The 17432-nt window shown below is 71.3% G+C and carries 17 protein-coding genes; 2 read left to right on the top strand and 15 right to left on the bottom strand.

What is annotated here, in order from left to right; genetic code table 11:
- Nucleotides 1-2: 2 nt before the first annotated feature.
- The 12 genes from nuoK to D9V37_RS00515 form a co-directional block, all read right to left on the bottom strand.
- Complete coding sequence (gene nuoK, locus D9V37_RS00570; protein WP_121804204.1) at nt 3-302, bottom strand: NADH-quinone oxidoreductase subunit NuoK; 300 nt, start codon at nt 300-302, stop codon at nt 3-5.
- Complete coding sequence (locus D9V37_RS00565; RefSeq protein WP_121804203.1) at nt 302-1084, bottom strand: NADH-quinone oxidoreductase subunit J; 783 nt, start codon at nt 1082-1084, stop codon at nt 302-304. Before D9V37_RS00565 ends, nuoK begins: the two co-directional genes overlap by 1 nt.
- Nucleotides 1084-1629, bottom strand: coding sequence for an NADH-quinone oxidoreductase subunit NuoI (gene nuoI / locus D9V37_RS00560; protein WP_121804875.1), 546 nt, complete (start codon nt 1627-1629; stop codon nt 1084-1086). The genes D9V37_RS00565 and nuoI overlap by 1 nt, the downstream gene beginning before the upstream one ends.
- Nucleotides 1630-1632: 3 nt before the next feature.
- Nucleotides 1633-2922 (bottom strand): NADH-quinone oxidoreductase subunit NuoH, encoded by a 1290-nt coding sequence (nuoH, locus tag D9V37_RS00555; RefSeq protein WP_121804202.1) that lies wholly within the window; start codon nt 2920-2922, stop codon nt 1633-1635.
- Nucleotides 2919-5318: an NADH-quinone oxidoreductase subunit G gene (locus D9V37_RS00550; RefSeq protein WP_121804201.1), complete on the bottom strand. Its 2400-nt coding sequence runs from the start codon at nt 5316-5318 to the stop codon at nt 2919-2921. Before D9V37_RS00550 ends, nuoH begins: the two co-directional genes overlap by 4 nt.
- Nucleotides 5315-6622, bottom strand: coding sequence for an NADH-quinone oxidoreductase subunit NuoF (gene nuoF / locus D9V37_RS00545; RefSeq protein ID WP_121804200.1), 1308 nt, complete (start codon nt 6620-6622; stop codon nt 5315-5317). Before nuoF ends, D9V37_RS00550 begins: the two co-directional genes overlap by 4 nt.
- An 84-nt stretch (nt 6623-6706) precedes the next feature.
- Entirely contained in the window at nt 6707-7489 is a 783-nt protein-coding gene (gene nuoE, locus D9V37_RS00540) for an NADH-quinone oxidoreductase subunit NuoE (protein ID WP_121804199.1), read from the bottom strand.
- The gene (locus D9V37_RS00535) at nt 7486-8823 is read right to left on the bottom strand and encodes an NADH-quinone oxidoreductase subunit D (protein WP_121804198.1); all 1338 of its coding nucleotides are present in this window, start codon (nt 8821-8823) and stop codon (nt 7486-7488) included. The genes nuoE and D9V37_RS00535 overlap by 4 nt, the downstream gene beginning before the upstream one ends.
- On the bottom strand, nt 8823-9578 hold the full coding sequence (locus D9V37_RS00530) for an NADH-quinone oxidoreductase subunit C (protein ID WP_121804197.1): 756 nt from the start codon (nt 9576-9578) through the stop codon (nt 8823-8825). Before D9V37_RS00530 ends, D9V37_RS00535 begins: the two co-directional genes overlap by 1 nt.
- Nucleotides 9579-9639: 61 nt before the next feature.
- On the bottom strand, nt 9640-10194 hold the full coding sequence (locus D9V37_RS00525) for a NuoB/complex I 20 kDa subunit family protein (RefSeq protein ID WP_121804196.1): 555 nt from the start codon (nt 10192-10194) through the stop codon (nt 9640-9642).
- Nucleotides 10195-10332: 138 nt separating this feature from the next.
- Nucleotides 10333-10692, bottom strand: a complete 360-nt coding sequence (locus tag D9V37_RS00520) for an NADH-quinone oxidoreductase subunit A (protein WP_121804195.1) — start codon at nt 10690-10692, stop codon at nt 10333-10335.
- A 223-nt stretch (nt 10693-10915) separates the two neighbouring features.
- Entirely contained in the window at nt 10916-11611 is a 696-nt protein-coding gene (locus D9V37_RS00515) for a demethylmenaquinone methyltransferase (RefSeq protein ID WP_121804194.1), read from the bottom strand.
- Nucleotides 11612-11691: 80 nt separating this feature from the next.
- Between D9V37_RS00515 and D9V37_RS00510 the strand changes: the two genes are divergently transcribed.
- Both D9V37_RS00510 and D9V37_RS00505 read left to right on the top strand, forming a co-directional pair.
- Nucleotides 11692-12591 carry a L,D-transpeptidase family protein gene (locus tag D9V37_RS00510; RefSeq protein ID WP_121804193.1) on the top strand — a complete coding sequence of 300 codons (900 nt, stop codon included), beginning with the start codon at nt 11692-11694 and terminating at the stop codon, nt 12589-12591.
- Nucleotides 12592-12602: 11 nt separating this feature from the next.
- Entirely contained in the window at nt 12603-13838 is a 1236-nt protein-coding gene (locus D9V37_RS00505) for an isochorismate synthase (RefSeq protein ID WP_121804192.1), read from the top strand.
- A gap of 63 nt (nt 13839-13901) precedes the next feature.
- On the opposite strand, the gene D9V37_RS00500 is transcribed toward D9V37_RS00505, so the two are convergent.
- From D9V37_RS00500 to D9V37_RS00490, 3 genes are read right to left on the bottom strand one after another with little or no spacing between them, the layout of a single operon-like run.
- Nucleotides 13902-14540, bottom strand: a complete 639-nt coding sequence (locus tag D9V37_RS00500; RefSeq protein WP_121804191.1) for an MBL fold metallo-hydrolase — start codon at nt 14538-14540, stop codon at nt 13902-13904.
- 40 nt (nt 14541-14580) lie between these two features.
- The gene (locus D9V37_RS00495; RefSeq protein WP_121804190.1) at nt 14581-16443 is read right to left on the bottom strand and encodes a Na+/H+ antiporter; all 1863 of its coding nucleotides are present in this window, start codon (nt 16441-16443) and stop codon (nt 14581-14583) included.
- A 12-nt stretch (nt 16444-16455) separates the two neighbouring features.
- Nucleotides 16456-17430, bottom strand: a complete 975-nt coding sequence (locus D9V37_RS00490; RefSeq protein WP_147455826.1) for a hypothetical protein — start codon at nt 17428-17430, stop codon at nt 16456-16458.
- Nucleotides 17431-17432 lie beyond the last annotated feature (2 nt).

Here is a 17432-nt window from a genome sequence, read left to right as displayed (position 1 = left end):
ACCTAGTACTTCAGCAGGCTGGCGTCGTCGACGGAGGCCGAGCGACGCGTGCGGAAGATGGTCATGATGATCGCGAGCCCCACGACCACCTCGGCGGCGGCGACGACCATGACGAAGAACGCCGCGATCTGGCCGTCGAGGTTGCCGTTGACCCGGGCGAAGGTCACCAGGGCCAGGTTGCTGGCGTTGAGCATCAGCTCCACGCACATGAAGATCACGATGGCGTTGCGGCGCACGAGGACGCCGACGGCGCCGATCGAGAACAGCAGCGCGCTCAGCACGATGAACGGCGTGACCGGCATCAGACACCGTCCTTGCTGCCGCCGACCGGCTCGGTGGCCGGGTCCGGCAGCTCCTCGCTGGAGCGCTGCACCTCGTACGCCGGTGCCGTGCGCACGGTGCCGCGGGCGGTGAGCACGGCCGGCACCGACGTCGGCTCGGGCGTGCCGTCGGGCCGCAGCGCCGGGGTGTCGACGGCGTTGTGCCGCGCGAAGGTGCCGGGAGGAGGCAGCGGGCCCAGGTGCTTGCCGTGGTCGGCGAAGTCGCGCAGCCGCTGCGCGGCGGCGTCGGCCTGGCCGAGCTTGGGCGTCAGCCGCTCGCGGTGGGCGAGCACCATCGCGCCCAACGCCGCGGTGATCAGCAGCGCCGAGGTGACCTCGAAGGCGAAGACATAGCGGGTGAAGAGGATCTTGGCGATCGCCGGCACGTTGCCCTCCGCGTTGGCCGAGTCCAGCCCGGCCACGGAGCTGAAGCCCACCTGCGCGACGCCGAGCACGAGCAGCAGCGCGAACGCGAGCCCGACCAGGCTCGCGATCACCCGCTGGCCGCGGATGGTCTCCACCAGGGAGTCCGAGGCGTCGACGCCGACCAGCATCAGCACGAACAGGAACAGCATCAAGATCGCGCCGGTGTAGACGATGATCTGCACCGCGAACAGGAACGGGGCGTCCTGCACCGCGTAGAGCACCGCCAGCGAGACCATGACGATGGCCAGCAGCAGGGCGCAGTGCACGGCCTTGCGGGTGAACAGGATGCCTAGGGCGCAGATCACCATGACGGGCGCGAGGATCCAGAAGGCGACCACTACTGACCCTCCCCCGCCGACTGGCGTCCGACCGACAGGGTGCCGCGGTAGTAGTCGCCCTCGTCGTCGCCGAGCCGCATCGGGTGCGGCGGCTGCTCCATGCCGGGCAGCAGCGGGGCGAGCAGGTCGGACTTCTCGTAGATCAGGTCGGCGCGGTTGTCGTCGGCCAGCTCGTACTCGTTGGTCATCGTGAGCGCCCGGGTGGGGCAGGCCTCGATGCACAGCCCGCACAGGATGCAGCGCAGGTAGTTGATCTGGTAGACGCGGCCGTAGCGCTCGCCCGGGGAGAAGCGCTCGTCGTCGGTGTTGGAGGCACCTTCGACGTAGATGGCGTCGGCCGGGCAGGCCCACGCGCACAGCTCGCAGCCCACGCACTTCTCCAGCCCGTCGGGCCAGCGGTTGAGCTGGTGCCGGCCGTGGAAGCGGGGAGCGGTCTTCTCCTTGACGTACGGGTACTGCTCGGTGACGACCTTGCGGAACATCGTCCGGAAGGTCACGCCGAACCCGGCGACCGGGTCCCAGTAGGTCTCCTTGAGGGTGCCCATCACTCAGCTCTTCTCATGCGGGGGTGAGGTCAGTCGGCCCTGCGGGCCGCGGATGCCCCAGCTCGCCGCGGCCTCGGGAACGGGGGGTACGGGGTAGCCGCCGGCGAAGGCGTCGAAGTCGACCTCCTCCTCGGACGGCTCGTCCTGCTTCTCCGGGATCAAGAACGTGGCCACCAGCAGCACGGCCAGGACGACGGCGGCCACGATCAGCCAGTTGCGGTTGAAGCCGCCGGTGTTGTTCACCGCGCGGATGCCGGCCACCAGCACCGTCCACACCAGCGAGATCGGGATCAGCCGCTTCCAGCCGAAGTGCATGAACTGGTCGTAGCGCAGCCGCGGCAGGCTGCCGCGGAGCCAGATGAAGATGAAGATGAAGAACAGCACCTTGCCCAGGAACCACAGCACCGGCCAGTAGCCGTGGTTGGCGCCGTCCCACAGGTTGATCGGCCACGGCGCGTGCCAGCCGCCGAGGAACATGGTGGTGGCCAGCGCCGAGACGGTGGCCATGTTGATGTACTCGGCGAGGAAGAACAGCGCGAACTTCAGCGAGCTGTACTCGGTGTGGAAGCCGCCGACCAGCTCGCCCTCGGCCTCGGGGAGGTCGAAGGGCGCGCGGTTGGTCTCACCGACCATCGCGATGACGTAGATGATGAAGCTGGGCAGCAGCGAGACGCCGAACCACAGCTTGTCCTGCGCGGCCACGATCTCGCTGGTCGACATCGAGCCGGCGTAGAGGAACACCGCGACGAAGGCCAGGCCCATCGCCACCTCGTAGGAGATCATCTGGGCGCTCGAGCGCAGCCCTCCGAGCAGCGAGTACGTCGACCCGCTGGACCAGCCGGCCAGCACGATGCCGTAGATCCCGACCGAGGCGATGGCCAGCACGAAGGGGATCGCGACCGGCATGTCGGTCAGCTGCAGCGGGGTGCGGATGTCGGTCCACGGGATGCGCACCTCGGGACCGAAGGGCACCACGGAGAAGGTGAGGAAGGCCGGGATGGTGGAGAGCACCGGCGCGATGACGAAGACCACCTTGTCGGCGGCCTTGGGGATGATGTCCTCCTTCAGCGCCAGCTTCACGCCGTCGGCCAGGCTCTGCAGGAGTCCGAAGGGACCGTGCACGTTCGGGCCGATCCGGTGCTGCATCCGCGCGACCACGCGGCGCTCCCACCAGATGTTGAACAGCGTCAGCAGCACCAGGACCAGGAAGATCAGCACGGCCTTGAGGATGATCACCCAGACCTTGTCGCTGCCGAACTGCGAGAGTCCGGTGGCGGTGTCGAGCAGCGTCATCGGGCCCCTCCCGCGCTCAGGCTGACCTCGGACCCGGCGGGCCCGACCAGGTGGCGCACGCTGGCGCCGGGTGCGCTGGCGGGCGCCCACACGACGCCGTCGGCGAGGTCGGCCACCCCGACCGGCAGGTCGACAGAGCCCAGCGGGCCGCTCAGCGTCACGATGCCGCCCTCCTCGACCCCGAGGTCCTCCAGCGTCCGCGGGCTCACCGCGACCACCGGCCGGCGCGCAGTGGCGCGCAGGTTCTCGTCGCCGTCCTGCATCCGGCCGTCGTCCAGCGACTGCTTCCAGGAGGCGAGCACGTAGCTCCCCGCGGTGGCGGGACCCTGCGAGGCCTCCTCGACCGTCGGCGGCGCGGACAGCTCCCCGTCCCACGGTCCGACCGCGGCCATCTCGGCGAAGGCCTTGTCGGGGGCCTGGAAGCCGAGGTCGGCGCCCATCTCGGCCGCGATTCCGGCCAGCACCCGCAGGTCGGGCAGCGAGGTCGGCACGTGCATCACCTGCTCGAAGCGTCGCAACCGGCCCTCCCAGTTGACGAAGGACCCGCTCTTGTCGCTGACCGGCGCGACGGGGAACACGACGTCGGCCGCCGCGGTCACCTCCGACTCGCGCAGCTCCAGCGCCACCACGAAGGCCGCCGCCTCGATGGCGGCCCGACCGGCGATGGGGTCGGCGAGGTCGGCGGGGTCGACGCCGGCCACGACCAGGCCGCCCAGCTCACCGCTCGCAGCGGCGGCCAGGATCGCGTCGGTGTCGCGGCCCTCGGCGTCGGGCAGCGAGTCCACGCCCCAGGCCGCGGCCAGGTCGACGCGTGCCGCGGCGTCGGCGACCGGACGGCCACCGGGCAGCAGGTTCGGCAGCGCACCGGTCTCGACGGCGCCACGGTCGCCGGCGCGGCGCGGCACCCAGGCCAGCTTGGCGCCGGTGGACCGGGCCAGGGCCGAGGCCGCGGAGAGCGCGCCCGGCACCGTGGCCAGCCGCTCCCCCACCAAGATGACCGTCGCGGCGTCGACGGGCACGTCGGCCAGGTTCGCGAGCACCTCGGCCTCGGCGCCCGGCGCCGTCGGCACCAAGGTGCCCTTCATCTTCTGCAGCCCGCGCGTGGTGAACGGGCCGAGGCCGTAGACCTTCGTGCCCGACTTGCGGGCGGCCTTGCGCAGCCGCAGGAAGATCGCGCCGGCCTCGTCCTCGGGCTCCAGGCCGACGAGCACGACCGCCGAGGCCCGCTCGAGGTCCTCGAACTCCACGGTGCGACCGAGCACGACGTCGGAGGCCAGGAACGCCGCCTCCTCGGCCGAGTGCGGGCGGGCACGGAAGTCGACGTCGTTGGTGCCGAGCACCACGCGCGCGAACTTGGCGTAGGCGTAGGAGTCCTCGGCGGTGAGCCGGCCACCCGTCAGGACGCCGACGGCACCGGCCTGCTGCAACCCCCGCGCGGCGACCGCGAACGCCTCGGGCCAGCTGGCCGGCCGGAGCTCACCGTCCTCACGCACCAGCGGCACCGTGAGCCGATCGCTCTGGCGCGCGTAGAGGAAGGAGAACCGGTCCTTGTCGGTGATCCACTCCTCGTTGACCTCGGGGTCGTTGCCGGCCAGGCGGCGCATCACCTTGCCGCGGCGGTGGTCGACGCGCACGGCCGAGCCGCAGGCGTCGAGCTCGGCGATGCTGGGCGTGGACACCAGGTCGAAGGGGCGCGAGCGGAAGCGGTAGGCCGCCGAGGTCAGCGCACCGACCGGGCAGATCTGGATGGTGTTGCCGGAGAAGTAGCTCTCGAAGGGCTCCTGCTCGTAGATGCCCACCTGCTGGAGCGCGCCGCGCTCGAGCAGCGAGATGAACGGGTCGCCCGCGACCTGCTCGGAGAACCGGGTGCAGCGCGCGCACAGCACGCAGCGCTCGCGGTCGAGCAGGATCTGCGCGGAGATGTTGATCGGCTTGGGGAACGTGCGCTTGGTGACCTCGAAGCGGGTCTCGCCGCGGCCGTTGCTCATCGCCTGGTTCTGCAGCGGGCACTCGCCGCCCTTGTCGCACACCGGGCAGTCCAGCGGGTGGTTGATCAGCAGCAGCTCCATGACGCCGTGCTGCGCCTTGTCGGCCACCGGGCTCGTGGCCTGGGTGTTGACGACCATGCCCGGCGCGACCGTGATCGTGCACGAGGCCTGCGGCTTGGGGATCGGGCGGCCGTTGCCGCCGTCGGGGATGTCGACCAGGCACTGGCGGCAGGCGCCCACCGGGTCGAGCAGCGGGTGGTCGCAGAAGCGCGGGATCTGCACGCCCACCTGCTCGGCGGCGCGGATGACCAGCGTGCCCTTGGGCACGCTCACCTCGATGCCGTCGATGGTGAGGGTGACCAGGTCGCTCTGCTCGACGGTCTTGCTGCCGTCTGCGGTGACCGTCATGCCAGCGCACCTTCGAAGAGGGTCGACTTCATCGGGTCGAACGGGCAGCCACCCTCGCGCAGGTGCGCGAGGTACTCGTCCTTGAAGTACTTGATGGAGCTGGTGATCGGGCTGACCGCGCCGTCGCCGAGCGCGCAGAACGAGCGGCCCAGGATGTTGTCGCAGACGTCGTCGAGCTGGTCGAGGTCGGACTCCGAGCCGCGACCGTGCTCGAGGTTGGCCAGCGTCTGCACCAGCCACCAGGTGCCCTCGCGGCACGGGGTGCACTTGCCGCACGACTCGTGCTTGTAGAACTCGGTCCACCGCAGCACCGCGCGGACCACGCAGGTGGTCTCGTCGAAGATCTGCAGCGCCCGGGTGCCCAGCATCGAGCCGACGCCGGCGACGCCCTCGAAGTCCAGCGGTACGTCGAGGTGCTCGGCGGTCAGCAGCGGAGTCGAGGAGCCGCCCGGGGTCCAGAACTTGAGCTCGTGGCCCTTGCGGACGCCGCCGGCCAGCTCGATGAGCTTGCGCAGCGTGATGCCCAGCGGCGCCTCGTACTGGCCCGGCCGGGTGACGTGACCCGAGAGGGAGAAGATGCCGAAGCCCTTGGACTTCTCGGTGCCCATCGAGGCGAACCAGTCGCCGCCGTTGTCGACGATGCTGGGCACCGAGGCGATCGACTCGACGTTGTTGATGACCGTGGGGCTGGCGTACAGGCCGGCCACGGCGGGGAACGGCGGGCGCAGCCGCGGTTGTCCGCGCCGGCCCTCCAGGCCCTCGAGCAGCGCCGTCTCCTCACCGCAGATGTAGGCGCCCGCGCCGGTGTGGACGATGATCTCCAGGTCGTAGCCCGAGCCGTGGATGTCGCGGCCCAGGTGCCCGGCCTCGTACGCCTCGCGCACGGCGGCCTGCACCCGGCGGACGACGTGGAGCACCTCGCCACGGATGTAGATGAACGCGGTGTTGGCCTTGATCGCGTAGGAGCTGATGATGACGCCCTCGACCAGCGTGTGCGGGCTGGCCATCATCAGCGGGATGTCCTTGCAGGTGCCCGGCTCGGACTCGTCGGCGTTGACCACCAGGTAGCGCGGCTTGCCCGGCTCCAGCGGCGGGAGGAAGCCCCACTTCATGCCGGTCGGGAAGCCGGCGCCGCCGCGCCCGCGCAGGCCGGAGGCCTTGACCGACTCGACGATGGCGTCGGGCTCCTGGGCCAGCGCCTTGTCCAGCGCGCGGTAGCCGCCGCGGCCGCGGTAGGCCTTCAGCGTCCAGGACTTCTCGGCGTCCCAGGTGTCGGTCAGGACCGGGGTCAAGGTGTCAGCCACGAAGTGTCCTCATCCGGTTGTTGAGCAGCGCACCACGCCGCCTCGGCGAAGCCGGCGTCGCGTCCACCGCGCGTCGAAACACGGTCACTGCTTCTTGTCCTCGCTGTCTTCGTGCTCGGTGTCGGCGGGCGAGGTCTCGACCTTCGTCTCCGACTCGGCGCGGGAGGTGTCGGCCTCCTCGGCCGCACCCTCCTTGCTCTCGGCGCTCGCGGTGTCGTCGGTCGCGTCGGCGGGGGGCGCGGTCCAGCCCTGGCCGCGGGCGATCTGCAGCCCGACCAGCGACGCCTTGCCGGCGCCCGGACCCTCGTCGGCACGGCCGTCGGGGAACCCGGCCAGCACCCGCTCGGCCTCGCGCCAGGTGCACAGCCGCGCGCCACGGGTGGAGGTGACCTCCTCGCCGGCACGCAGGTCGTCGACCAGCTGTGTCGCGCTCTGCGGGGTCATGTTGTCCATGAACTCCCAGTTGACCATCATCACCGGGGCGTAGTCGCAGGCCGCGTTGCACTCCAGGTGCTCCAGCGTGATGCGCCCGTCCTCGGTGGTCTCGTCGTTGCCGACGTCGAGGTGGTCCTTGAGCCGCTCGAAGATCAGGTCGCCGCCCATCACCGCGCACAGCGTGTTGGTGCACACGCCGACGTGGTAGTCGCCGACGGGGCGGCGCTTGTACATCGTGTAGAACGTCGCGACGCCGCTGACGTCGGCGGCGCTGATGCCGAGGATCTCCGCGCACGCCTCGATGCCCTCGGACGTCACCATGCCCTCGGCCGACTGCACCAGGTGCAGCATCGGCAGAAGGCCCGAGCGCGGCTGCGGGTAGCGGGCCGCGATCTGCTCGAGCTCGGTGTAGGTCTCGGCGGTGAGCGTCATCGATCGACACCTCCCATCACGGGGTCGATGGAGGCGATGGCGACGATGACGTCGGCCACCTGACCGCCCTCGCTCATCACCGAGGTGGCCTGCAGATTGGTGAACGACGGGTCGCGGAAGTGGGCCCGGAACGGACGCGTGCCGCCGTCGGAGACCACGTGGGCGCCGAGCTCGCCGCGGGGCGACTCGATCGGCACGTAGGCCTGGCCGGCCGGCACCCGGAAGCCCTCGGTGACCAGCTTGAAGTGGTGGATCAGCGCCTCCATGGACTCACCCATGATGTGGCGGATGTGGTCCAAGGAGTTGCCCATGCCGTCCTGGCCGATGGCCAGCTGGCTGGGCCAGGCGATCTTCTTGTCCTCGACCATGACCGGCGCGCCCTCGAGGTCGGCGAGTCGGGTGACGCACTGCTCGACGATGCGCAGCGACTCCCACATCTCGTCCAGGCGCACCCGGAACCGGCCGTAGGCGTCGGCGGTGTCCCAGGTGCAGACGTCGAAGTCGAACTCGTCGTAGCCGGCGTAGGGCTGCGCGCGGCGCAGGTCCCAGGGGTAGCCGGTGGAGCGGAGCACGGGGCCGGTCATGCCCAGCGCCAGGCAGCCGGAGAGGTCGAGGTGGCCGACGCCGTCGAGGCGGGCCTTGAAGATCGGGTTGGCGTTGCACAGCGCGGCGTACTCGGGCAGCCGCTTCTTCATCAGCGCGATGAAGCTGGTGATGTCGTCCAGGGCGCCGGCGGGCAGGTCCTGCGCGACGCCGCCGGGGCGGATGAACGCGTGGTTCATGCGCAGCCCGGTGATGGTCTCGAACAGGTCGAGCACGAGCTCGCGCTCGCGGAAGCCGATCGTCATCACCGTGAGGGCACCGATCTCCATGCCGCCGGTGGCGATGCACACCAGGTGGGAGGAGATGCGGTTGAGCTCCATCATCAGCACCCGCATCACCCGGGCCTTCTCGGTGATGTCGTCCTCGATGCCGAGCAGCCGCTCGACGGAGAAGACGTAGGCGGCCTCGTTGTAGAACGGGCTCAGGTAGTCCATCCGGGTGCAGAAGGTGACGCCCTGCACCCAGGAGCGGTACTCCATGTTCTTCTCGATGCCGGTGTGCAGGTAGCCGATGCCGCACCGGGCCTCGGTGACGGTCTCGCCCTCGAGCTCGAGGATGAGCCGGAGCACGCCGTGGGTGGAGGGGTGCTGCGGGCCCATGTTGACCACGACCCGGTCCTCGCCCTCCTCGGCGACACCGGAGACCAGGGAGTCCCAGTCCTGACCGGTGACGGTGAAGACGCGGCCCTCGGTGGTCTCGGACTCGGTTGCTGCGTAGGGATCTGCGGTCATCAGTTGTATGACCTTCTCTCGTCCGGCGGGGGCACGGTGGCCCCCTTGTACTCGACGGGGATGCCGCCGAGGGGGTAGTCCTTGCGCTGCGGGTGGCCGGGCCAGTCGTCGGGCATCTCGATGCGCGTGAGGCCCGGGTGGCCGTCGAAGACGACGCCGAAGAAGTCGAAGGTCTCGCGCTCGTGCCAGTCCGCGGTCGGGTAGGTGGCCACGACGCTGGGCACGTGCGGGTCGGCGTCGGGCGCGGCGACCTCGACCCGGATGCGCCGGTTGTGGGTCATCGAGAGCAGGTGGAGCACCACGTGCAGCTCGCGGTTGGTCTCGTCGGGGTAGTGCACGCCCGAGAGGCTGGCCAGCACCTCGAACCGCAGCGACTCGGAGTCGCGCAGCAGTCGGGCCACCTCGGCCAGCCGCTCGCGCTTGACGTGGAAGGTGATCTCGCCGACGTGGACGACCACGCCCTCGACGGCGTCGTCGAAGCCGGCGTCGGCGGTGGCCTGCTGCAGCGCCTGGGCGACCTCGTCGAACCAGCCACCGAAGGGCGGGGTGCTGGAGCCGGGCATCGTGACCTGGCGGGTCAGCCCGCCGTAGCCCGAGGTATCGCCGGTGCCGCGCACGCCGAACATGCCCTGCCGGGTGCCGACGACCTCGCCGCCCGTCTCGCGTACCGAGTCCCCGGACGGGTCCTGGGTGCCGGTGTGCTCCAGGCCCTTGTCGTCGGGGGCGTCGGGGCCCTTGGGTCCGCCCTGGGTCATCGGGGTCCCCTCGGCGTTGTTTGGAGGAGCGAAGCGGGGGAGAAGAACGTCGTGGGGTGATTCATCGCAGCAGCCCGGGCTGGTCGGAGGTGGGCAGCGCGCTGAGGGCCTCGGTCTCCAGCTCGGTGATCTGCGCGAGGCGGTTGGCGCCGAGCTTGGTGTGCTGCACCTGGTCGTGGAGCTTGAGGATCGCGTCGATCAGCATCTCCGGCCGCGGCGGGCAGCCGGGCAGGTACATGTCGACCGGGACGACGTGGTCGACGCCCTGCACGATCGCGTAGTTGTTGAACATGCCGCCCGAGCTCGCGCACACGCCCATCGCCAGCACCCACTTGGGGTTGGCCATCTGGTCGTAGATCTGACGCAGCACCGGAGCCATCTTCTGGCTGACCCGGCCGGCGACGATCATGAGGTCGGCCTGGCGCGGGCTGGCCCGGAACACCTCCATGCCGAACCGCGCGAGGTCGTACTTGGGGCCACCGGAGGTCATCATCTCGATGGCACAGCAGGCCAGGCCGAAGGTGGCCGGCCAGAACGACGCCTTGCGCATGTAGCCGGCGACGCCCTCGACGGTGGTGAGCAGGACGCCGCTGGGGAGCTTTTCTTCAAGACCCATTCCTGGGTCCTCCCATCTCTGAGGCTCGTGAGGTGCGTGCCACGCCGAGGCGGAGGAGGGAAGGCGACCTCGGTGCGAAGCGAAGCGGAGCGGTCGTCGACCGACGACAACGTGGGCAGGGTGCGTACATCGCGGGCCTCAGTCCCAGTCCAGGCCGCCGCGTCGCCAGACGTAGGTGTAGGCGACGAAGACGGGGACGATGAACAGGACCATCTCCACGAAGCCGAAGAGCTTCATCGCATCGAAGGCGACGGCGATCGGGTAGAGGAAGACGATCTCGATGTCGAAGACGATGAAGAGCATCGCGGTGATGTAGTAGCGCACCGGGAACTTGCCGCCGCCGACCGGCTGCGGGGTGGGCTCGATGCCGCACTCGTAGGAGTCGACCTTGGCCCGGTTGTAGCGCTTGGGACCCGTCAGCGTGGAGACGACGACGGAGAAGATCGCGAAGCCGGCGGCGAGGATGAACAACGCCATGACCGGGGCGTAGAGGTGCACGGTCCCTCCTAGTCGACAGCGCCGTGCAGGTGACTTTGTGAAGTCCTTCACGTACGACGCAGATCACACTCTACGACTGCTCCAGCGCCGGTCAACACCACCCCTGACCTGGATATTTAGGGCATGTCGACGTTGCGAAAAGGCATCCGCGCGTCCCACCGTGCGGCACGGGTCGTCGACGCCGCCACGCAGCGTCCTCGAGCGCGACGACCGTGACCCGGCGCTAGGACCGAGCGGTGGCGTGGTGCAGCGCGACGATCCCGCCGCTCAGGTTGCGCCAGCGGACGTCCGACCAGCCGGCGGCGCCGATGCGGGCCGCCAGCGCGGGCTGGTCCGGCCAGGCGCGGATCGACTCGGCCAGGTAGACGTAGGCGTCGGGGCTGGAGCTGACCGCGCGCGCCACCGGGGGCAGCGCCCGCATCAGGTACTCCAGGTAGACGGTGCGGAACGGGGCCCACGTGGGCGAGCTGAACTCGCACACCACCAGTCGGCCGCCGGGCTTGGTCACCCGGCGCAGCTCGGCCAGGCCGGCGTCGGGGTCGACGACGTTGCGCAGCCCGAAGGAGATGGTGACGGCGTCGAAGGTGGCGTCGGCGAAGGGCAGCCGGGTGGCGTCGGCGGCGGTGAACGGCAGCCCGGGGTGCTGCCTGCGGCCCTGGACGAGCATGCCGACCGAGAAGTCGCCGGAGACGACGAAGGCCCCGCGCTCGCGGAAGGGGAGCGACGACGTGCCGGTGCCGGCGGCCAGGTCGAGCACGCGCTCACCCGGGCGCGGGTCGACCGCCTCGACCACCTCGCGCCGCCAGCGCCGGTCCTGGCCCAGCGAGAGCACGTCGTTGGTCAGGTCGTAGCGGCGGGCCACGGCGTCGAACATGGCCTGCACCTCGGCGGGCTTCTTGTCCAGGTCGGCGCGGGTCACCGGGGAAGCCTAGGACGTGTCGGGAGGCCGCCCGGTGTGGCATCCGCCGCGGTGACCTCCGATCGGCGACCATGTGACGCGTGGGACGCAAGTTACTGGTGACGGTGTTGCTGCTGGCCGGCTTCGGCGGGCTCGGCTACGGCGTGCAGCGCGCCACGGGAGGCCTCGACCGGCCGGCGGCCCGCGTCGGGGCACCGACGGCCACGGTCACGGTGACCGCGACCCCCACCCCCACCGCGAGCCCGACCCCCACGCCGTCGGCCACACCCACCCCGACGCCGACGCCGACGGCCACCCCCACGGCTTCGGCCACCGCGTCGGCCACCCCGGGCCCCGTCGTCAAGGTGCTCGGCCCCGGCGACAGCAACGACGCCGTGCGCGACCTGCAGGTGCGCCTGAAGCAGCTGGCCTGGTACTCCCCCGACGTCACCGGCCGCTACGACGCCACCACCGGCGCGGCCGTGAAGGGCTTCCAGGCCAAGCGGGGCATCCGGGCCAGCGGCATCGTCGACGCCGCCACGCTGGCGCGGCTGAAGACGATGACCGACACCCCGACCTACGGGCAGAAGCACAACGTCGTCGGCCAGAGCGCGTCCACGAAGGCCCGGCTCGACGCCCGGTGCACCACCGGCCGCGCGATCTGCGTCGACAAGACCAGCCAGACGCTGCGGTGGGTGGTCGACGGGCGCGTGAAGGCGACGATGGCCGTGCGGTTCGGCGCCTCCTACTCGCCCACGCGCGAGGGGCTGTTCCACGTGGGGTGGAAGTCCGAGCACCACGTCTCCAAGCTCTACGACTCCTCGATGCCGTTCGCGATGTTCTTCTCCGGCGGCCAGGCGGTGCACTACTCCAGCGACTTCGCCGCCCGCGGCTACGCCGGCGCCTCGCACGGCTGCGTCAACGTGCGCGACTACGACGGAGTGCGCTGGCTGTTCGGCCAGGTGCAGGTCGGCGACAAGGTGGTCGTCTACCGGTCGTAGGCTCGACCGTCGTGAGGCTTCGTGCTCGCACCGTCGAGATCGCCGACCCCGGCGCGCTGCTGGAGCTGCTGCCCGACTCGCACACGTTCGCCTGGCTGCGCCGCGGCGAGGGACTGGTCGGCTGGGGCGAGGCCGCGCGCCTGGACACCTCGGGCGCCGACCGGTTCCTGCGCGCCTCGGACTGGTGGCGCGACCTGGTCGAGCACGCCGACGTCGAGGACGACGTGGCGGCGCCGGGCAGCGGTCTGGTGGCCTTCGGCGGGTTCGGGTTCGCCGACGAGCCCGGCGACTCCGCACTCGTGGTGCCGCAGGTGGTGGTGGGCCGGCGCCGCGGGATGGCCTGGCTGACCGTGGTCGGCGACGCCGCCGAGCCCCTGCCCACCCCCCACCTGGTGGGCTCGCCGACCAGCGAGATCGGCGACACGGTCCGGTTCGCCGACGGCGCGCTCTCCGGTGCGCAGTGGGAGTCGGTCGTCGCCGACGCCGTCCGGCGCATCCAGGCCGGCGACCTGGAGAAGGTCGTCCTGGCCCGCGACCTGCTGGCCGAGACCCGCGCGCCCATCGACGTACGCCGGCCGCTGCGGCGACTGGCCCGCGGCTACCCGATGTGCTGGACCTTCCACGTCGACGGCTGGTTCGGCGCCACCCCCGAGATGCTGGTGCGCCGCGAGCGCGGGCTGGTCACCTCCCGGGTGCTGGCTGGCACCATCCGGCGCACCGGCGACGACGCCCACGACCTCACCCTCGCGGCCACCCTGGCCCGCTCCTCGAAGGACCTGGAGGAACACGAGTACGCCGTGCGCTCCGTGGCCGACGCGCTGGGGCCCTACTGCGACTCGATGAACGTGCCCGACGCGCCGTTCGTGCTGCACCTGCCCAACGTGATGCACCTGGCCACCGACGTCACCGCGGTCGTCCACGACTCCTCGGGCGCCAACGCCCTCGAGCTCGCCGCCGCCCTGCACCCCTCCGCCGCGGTCGGCGGCACGCCCACCAAGACCGCCGTCCGGCTGATCAGCGAGATCGAGGGCATGGACCGCGGCCGCTACGCCGGACCGGTGGGCTGGATCGACGCCACCGGCGACGGCGAGTTCGGCATCGCCCTGCGCTCGGCCCACCTCGAAGGCAGCACCGTGCGCCTCTTCGCCGGCTGCGGCATCGTCGCCGACTCCGACCCCGCCGCCGAGCTCGCCGAGGCCACCGCGAAGTTCGTCCCGGTCCGCGACGCCCTGGCCGCCCGCGACTGATCCGGGTAGTCCAGACCGAGTGACACCGGTGTCGCGGGGTCGAGCGGTGCTACTTGATCTGGACTAGGCGTGCAGGTCCGAACCGTCGGCGATCCGGGTGTAGTCGCCGATGCCCTCGAGGTAGGCGGTGACCCGCTCGTCGAGGAGGCTCAGCCCGACCTCGGAGAGGATCCGGTCGTGCACGGCCAGCGATCGCGGCGCGCCGACGGCCTTCGCGTAGTCCATGACCTCGGCCAGCTTGCACCACGGTGCGCTGACCGGCAGGAAGAGCAGGTCGACGCCCTGCTCGGGGTGGTCGAAGCTGTCGCCGGGGTGGAAGAGCGTCTGCCCGTCGACCTCCATCCGGTAGCCGGAGTTGGCGACGCCGGGCATCGAGGGGTGGATGACCGCGTGACGCTCGCCGACCGCGGTGACCGGCACGCCGATGTCGAACCGGTCGCCGGGTGCGATCACCGTCGTCCGCTCGGCGACGTCGGGTGCCTGATCGCGGACGCCCTCGGCGACCTCGGCGATCGTCCACACCGGGGCGTCGGTGGCCCGCAGGTTGGCAGGGTGCAGGTGGTCGGCGTGCACGTGGGTGAGCAGCACCGCCGTCGCCCCGTCGACGGCCTCGGGCTCGGTGAAGGCGCCCGGGTCGACCACCACCACCTGGCCGTCGTGCTCGATCCGGACGCAGGCATGGCCGAACTTGGTGATCCGCATGGCCGTCACGCTACTTCCACGACGAGCCGACCTTCGTCGCCTAGCCCGTGATCCGGTCGACGAAGCACCACCGCCAGTCGTCGCCCGGCTCGACCGAGCGCATGACGGGGTGCTTGGTCTCGTGGAAGTGACGGCTGGCGTGGCGGCCGATGGAGGAGTCGCAGCAGCCGACGGTGCCGCAGGTCAGGCACATGCGCAGGTGCACCCAGGCCAGGCCCTCCTCGACGCACGCGGCGCACTCGCCGGGGCTGGTCGGCTCGACCGGCGGGCGCTCCTCGCGCAGGTGGTCGCACCCGCCGTCGATCGCCACGGACCGCACGGCGTCGCGCACCCGGGCTCGCTCGCGCTCGGAGTTCTCCAGCATCGACTCCTCGACGTCGAGCTGGGTCAGCACCCGCGTGATGACCTCGTTGGGGATGTGCCCCTCGTCGCGGGCCTCCAAGACGTAACCGCGCTCGGCGTCGATCATCTCCCGCCGAACCCGGGTGTAGACCTCGGTGGGCGTCTCCTCGTCGCGGGCACCGACCGACTCCCACGCCGCGAAGTTGCGGCGCTCCAGCCGCTCCTTGATCTGGGCGACGACGCCGTACGGGTCGTCCTGCTTGAGCTCCTTGAGGTAGCTCATACCGGCCTGCGAGGCCTGCTGCAGCAGGTTCGCGCGGGCCAGCGCGTCGGCGCCGGGGTCGGGCGAGGGCACGTCGAGCCGCCGCGCCAGCCAGGGCAGCGTGAGCCCCTGGATGAACAGCGTGCCCGCCACCACCGCGAAGGCCACCAGCAGCAGCACGTCGCGGTGCTCGGTGCCGACCGGGATGACGAAGGCCGCGGCCAAGGTGACGACGCCGCGCATGCCGGCCCAGCCCAGCAGCAGCGCGTACTTCGGCGGCGGGCGCCGGCGGTCGCCACCCTCCTGGCCGGTGAGGAGGAGCCGGGTCGCGAACATCCAGACCAGCCGCAGCACGATCACCGCGACGAGCACGGAGACGCAGATCAGCACCACCCGGCCGCCGCTGAGTCCCTCGGCCCGCGCGTCGCTGATGATCCGCGCGGCCTGCAGCCCGATCAGCAGGAAGACCGTGCTCTCCAGCAGGTAGGCGATGCTGCTCCAGTTCATCCGCTCCTGGATCCGCGACTGCGCGGTCTGCAGCACCGGCGCGTTGTGACCCAGCAGCAGGCCGGCCACGACCACCGCCAGCACCCCGCTGCCGTGCGCCTCGCCGATGTGGATCGACTCCGCGCCGACGTAGGCCCCGAACGGCACGACGAACGAGAGCCCGGAGTCCAGCAGGGGGTCGGTGACGTGGCGGCGCACGCGCGCGACGACCCAGTAGACGACCAGCCCGACCAGCAGCCCGCCGCCGGCCGCGAGGAGGAAGTCTCGGGCGACGGTGCCGGCCGCGACAGTGGCCGCGATGGCCGTCCGCAGCGCGACCAGGGCGGTCGCGTCGTTGAGCAGCGACTCGCCCTCGAGGATCGTGACGATGCGCCGCGGCAGCCCGATCCGGCGGCCGATCGAGGTGGCGGCCACCGCGTCCGGCGGCGCCACCACCGCTCCGATGGCGAACGCCGCACCCCAGGGCAGGTCGGGCACCAGCCAGTGCGCGACGACGGCGACCCCGGCGGTCGTGAACACCACCAGGCCGACCGAGAGCAGCCCGATGACGCGGCGGTTGGCCTTGAAGTCGACCAGCGAGGTGGTCAGCGACGCCGAGTAGAGCAGTGGCGGCAGCAGTCCGAAGAGCACCACCTCGGGCTTGAGCTCGACGTCGGGGATCTGCGGGATGTAGCTGACGACGATTCCCACCACGATGAGCACCAGCGGCGAGGCCAGGTTGAAGCGCTTGCACAGACCGGTGACGAGGAGCACGGTCGTGGCGAGCCCGACCAGACCGACAGCGATGTCCACGGCGCCATTCTCCTAGGTGCCGGAGTCTCCCGGGTCCTCCACCAGGTCCAGCTCGCGCATCGCGACCTCCAGCAGGCCCGCCACGTGCAGCTCGACGGTGTCGGGCTCCTCCGCAGACCGGGTGACCTGCTCGACCCAGCCGTCGCGCCAGAACCAGACGTGCGGGCTGATGCCGCCGGGCACCTCGGACTCGGCGCGGGCCAGCCGGGTCAGGGTGTGGACGGCCTCCACCATGCCCGCCGAGCGCAGCGGGTGCACCGCCACCAGGTGCCGGTTGGGGACGACGAGCAGCACGCCGTGCGAGGGCTCCTCCAGCAAGAAGTCCTCCCGCAGCAACCGCTCCATGGTGAAGACGCGGCTGGCGTTGAAGAAGCCGCCGATGCTCAGCTGCACCTGGGAGTGCGGGTCGTCGCCGAGGGGGACGACGTCGTCGGCGCGCAGCGCGGCGAGGTTCGCCAGGGCCGTGCGGCGCACCACGTCCCAGCCGCCGAGCAGCCCGATGTCGTGGCCGCCGGTCAGCGTCTCGACGTGCTCGGGGTGGTCGATCGCGGCCAGCCCCACCAGCCCCTCGCCCAGCGGCTCGCCGAAGCCGTTGACCCCATCGGGGCGATGGGGCAGGTCGGCCGCGGCCCACAGCCGGAGGTAGAGCCGGTCGCCGACCGCCTCCAGGTCGCGCTGCCGCGGCGTTGCGTGCGCTGCGACGATGCCGCCGACGTGCTGCTCCAGCAGCTCGCGCCAGTGCCGGTCCGTGCCTGCCGCCGCCACCAGCGCGACGTTGGTCAGCCCGTAGCTGCGCCCGTCGCTGCCGCGCAGGAAGCCGTCGTCGTAGCTGCACTCGATGCCGTGCTCGGCGAAGACCCGCATCGCCAGCGACGCGAACCGAGCGGCTCGCGCACCGTCGGGGAACATCGGCAGTCCAGGGTCGGGCTGCGCCGCGACGGGTTCGGTCGACCCGTCGCGGGAGTGTCGCCGTCCGAACCACCCCACCC

Source organism: Nocardioides mangrovicus (assembly GCF_003674065.1).
In the GTDB taxonomy this organism is placed as follows: Bacteria; Actinomycetota; Actinomycetes; order Propionibacteriales; family Nocardioidaceae; genus Marmoricola; species Marmoricola mangrovicus.
The sequence above is the reverse complement of the archived record's forward strand: the minus strand, read 5'-3'. Positions and strand labels throughout refer to the sequence as shown.

Excerpts from the sequence above, each read along its gene's own strand:
- nuoK (WP_121804204.1), bottom strand. The coding sequence starts at position 302 with ATGCCGGTCACGCCGTTCATCGTGCTGAGCGCGCTGCTGTTCTCGATC.
- nuoI (WP_121804875.1), bottom strand. The coding sequence starts at position 1,629 with ATGGGCACCCTCAAGGAGACCTACTGGGACCCGGTCGCCGGGTTCGGC.
- nuoH (WP_121804202.1), bottom strand. The coding sequence starts at position 2,922 with ATGACGCTGCTCGACACCGCCACCGGACTCTCGCAGTTCGGCAGCGAC.
- D9V37_RS00550 (WP_121804201.1), bottom strand. The coding sequence starts at position 5,318 with ATGACGGTCACCGCAGACGGCAGCAAGACCGTCGAGCAGAGCGACCTG.
- nuoE (WP_121804199.1), bottom strand. The coding sequence starts at position 7,489 with ATGACGCTCACCGCCGAGACCTACACCGAGCTCGAGCAGATCGCGGCC.
- D9V37_RS00535 (WP_121804198.1), bottom strand. The coding sequence starts at position 8,823 with ATGACCGCAGATCCCTACGCAGCAACCGAGTCCGAGACCACCGAGGGC.
- D9V37_RS00530 (WP_121804197.1), bottom strand. The coding sequence starts at position 9,578 with ATGACCCAGGGCGGACCCAAGGGCCCCGACGCCCCCGACGACAAGGGC.
- D9V37_RS00525 (WP_121804196.1), bottom strand. The coding sequence starts at position 10,194 with ATGGGTCTTGAAGAAAAGCTCCCCAGCGGCGTCCTGCTCACCACCGTC.
- D9V37_RS00500 (WP_121804191.1), bottom strand. The coding sequence starts at position 14,540 with ATGCGGATCACCAAGTTCGGCCATGCCTGCGTCCGGATCGAGCACGAC.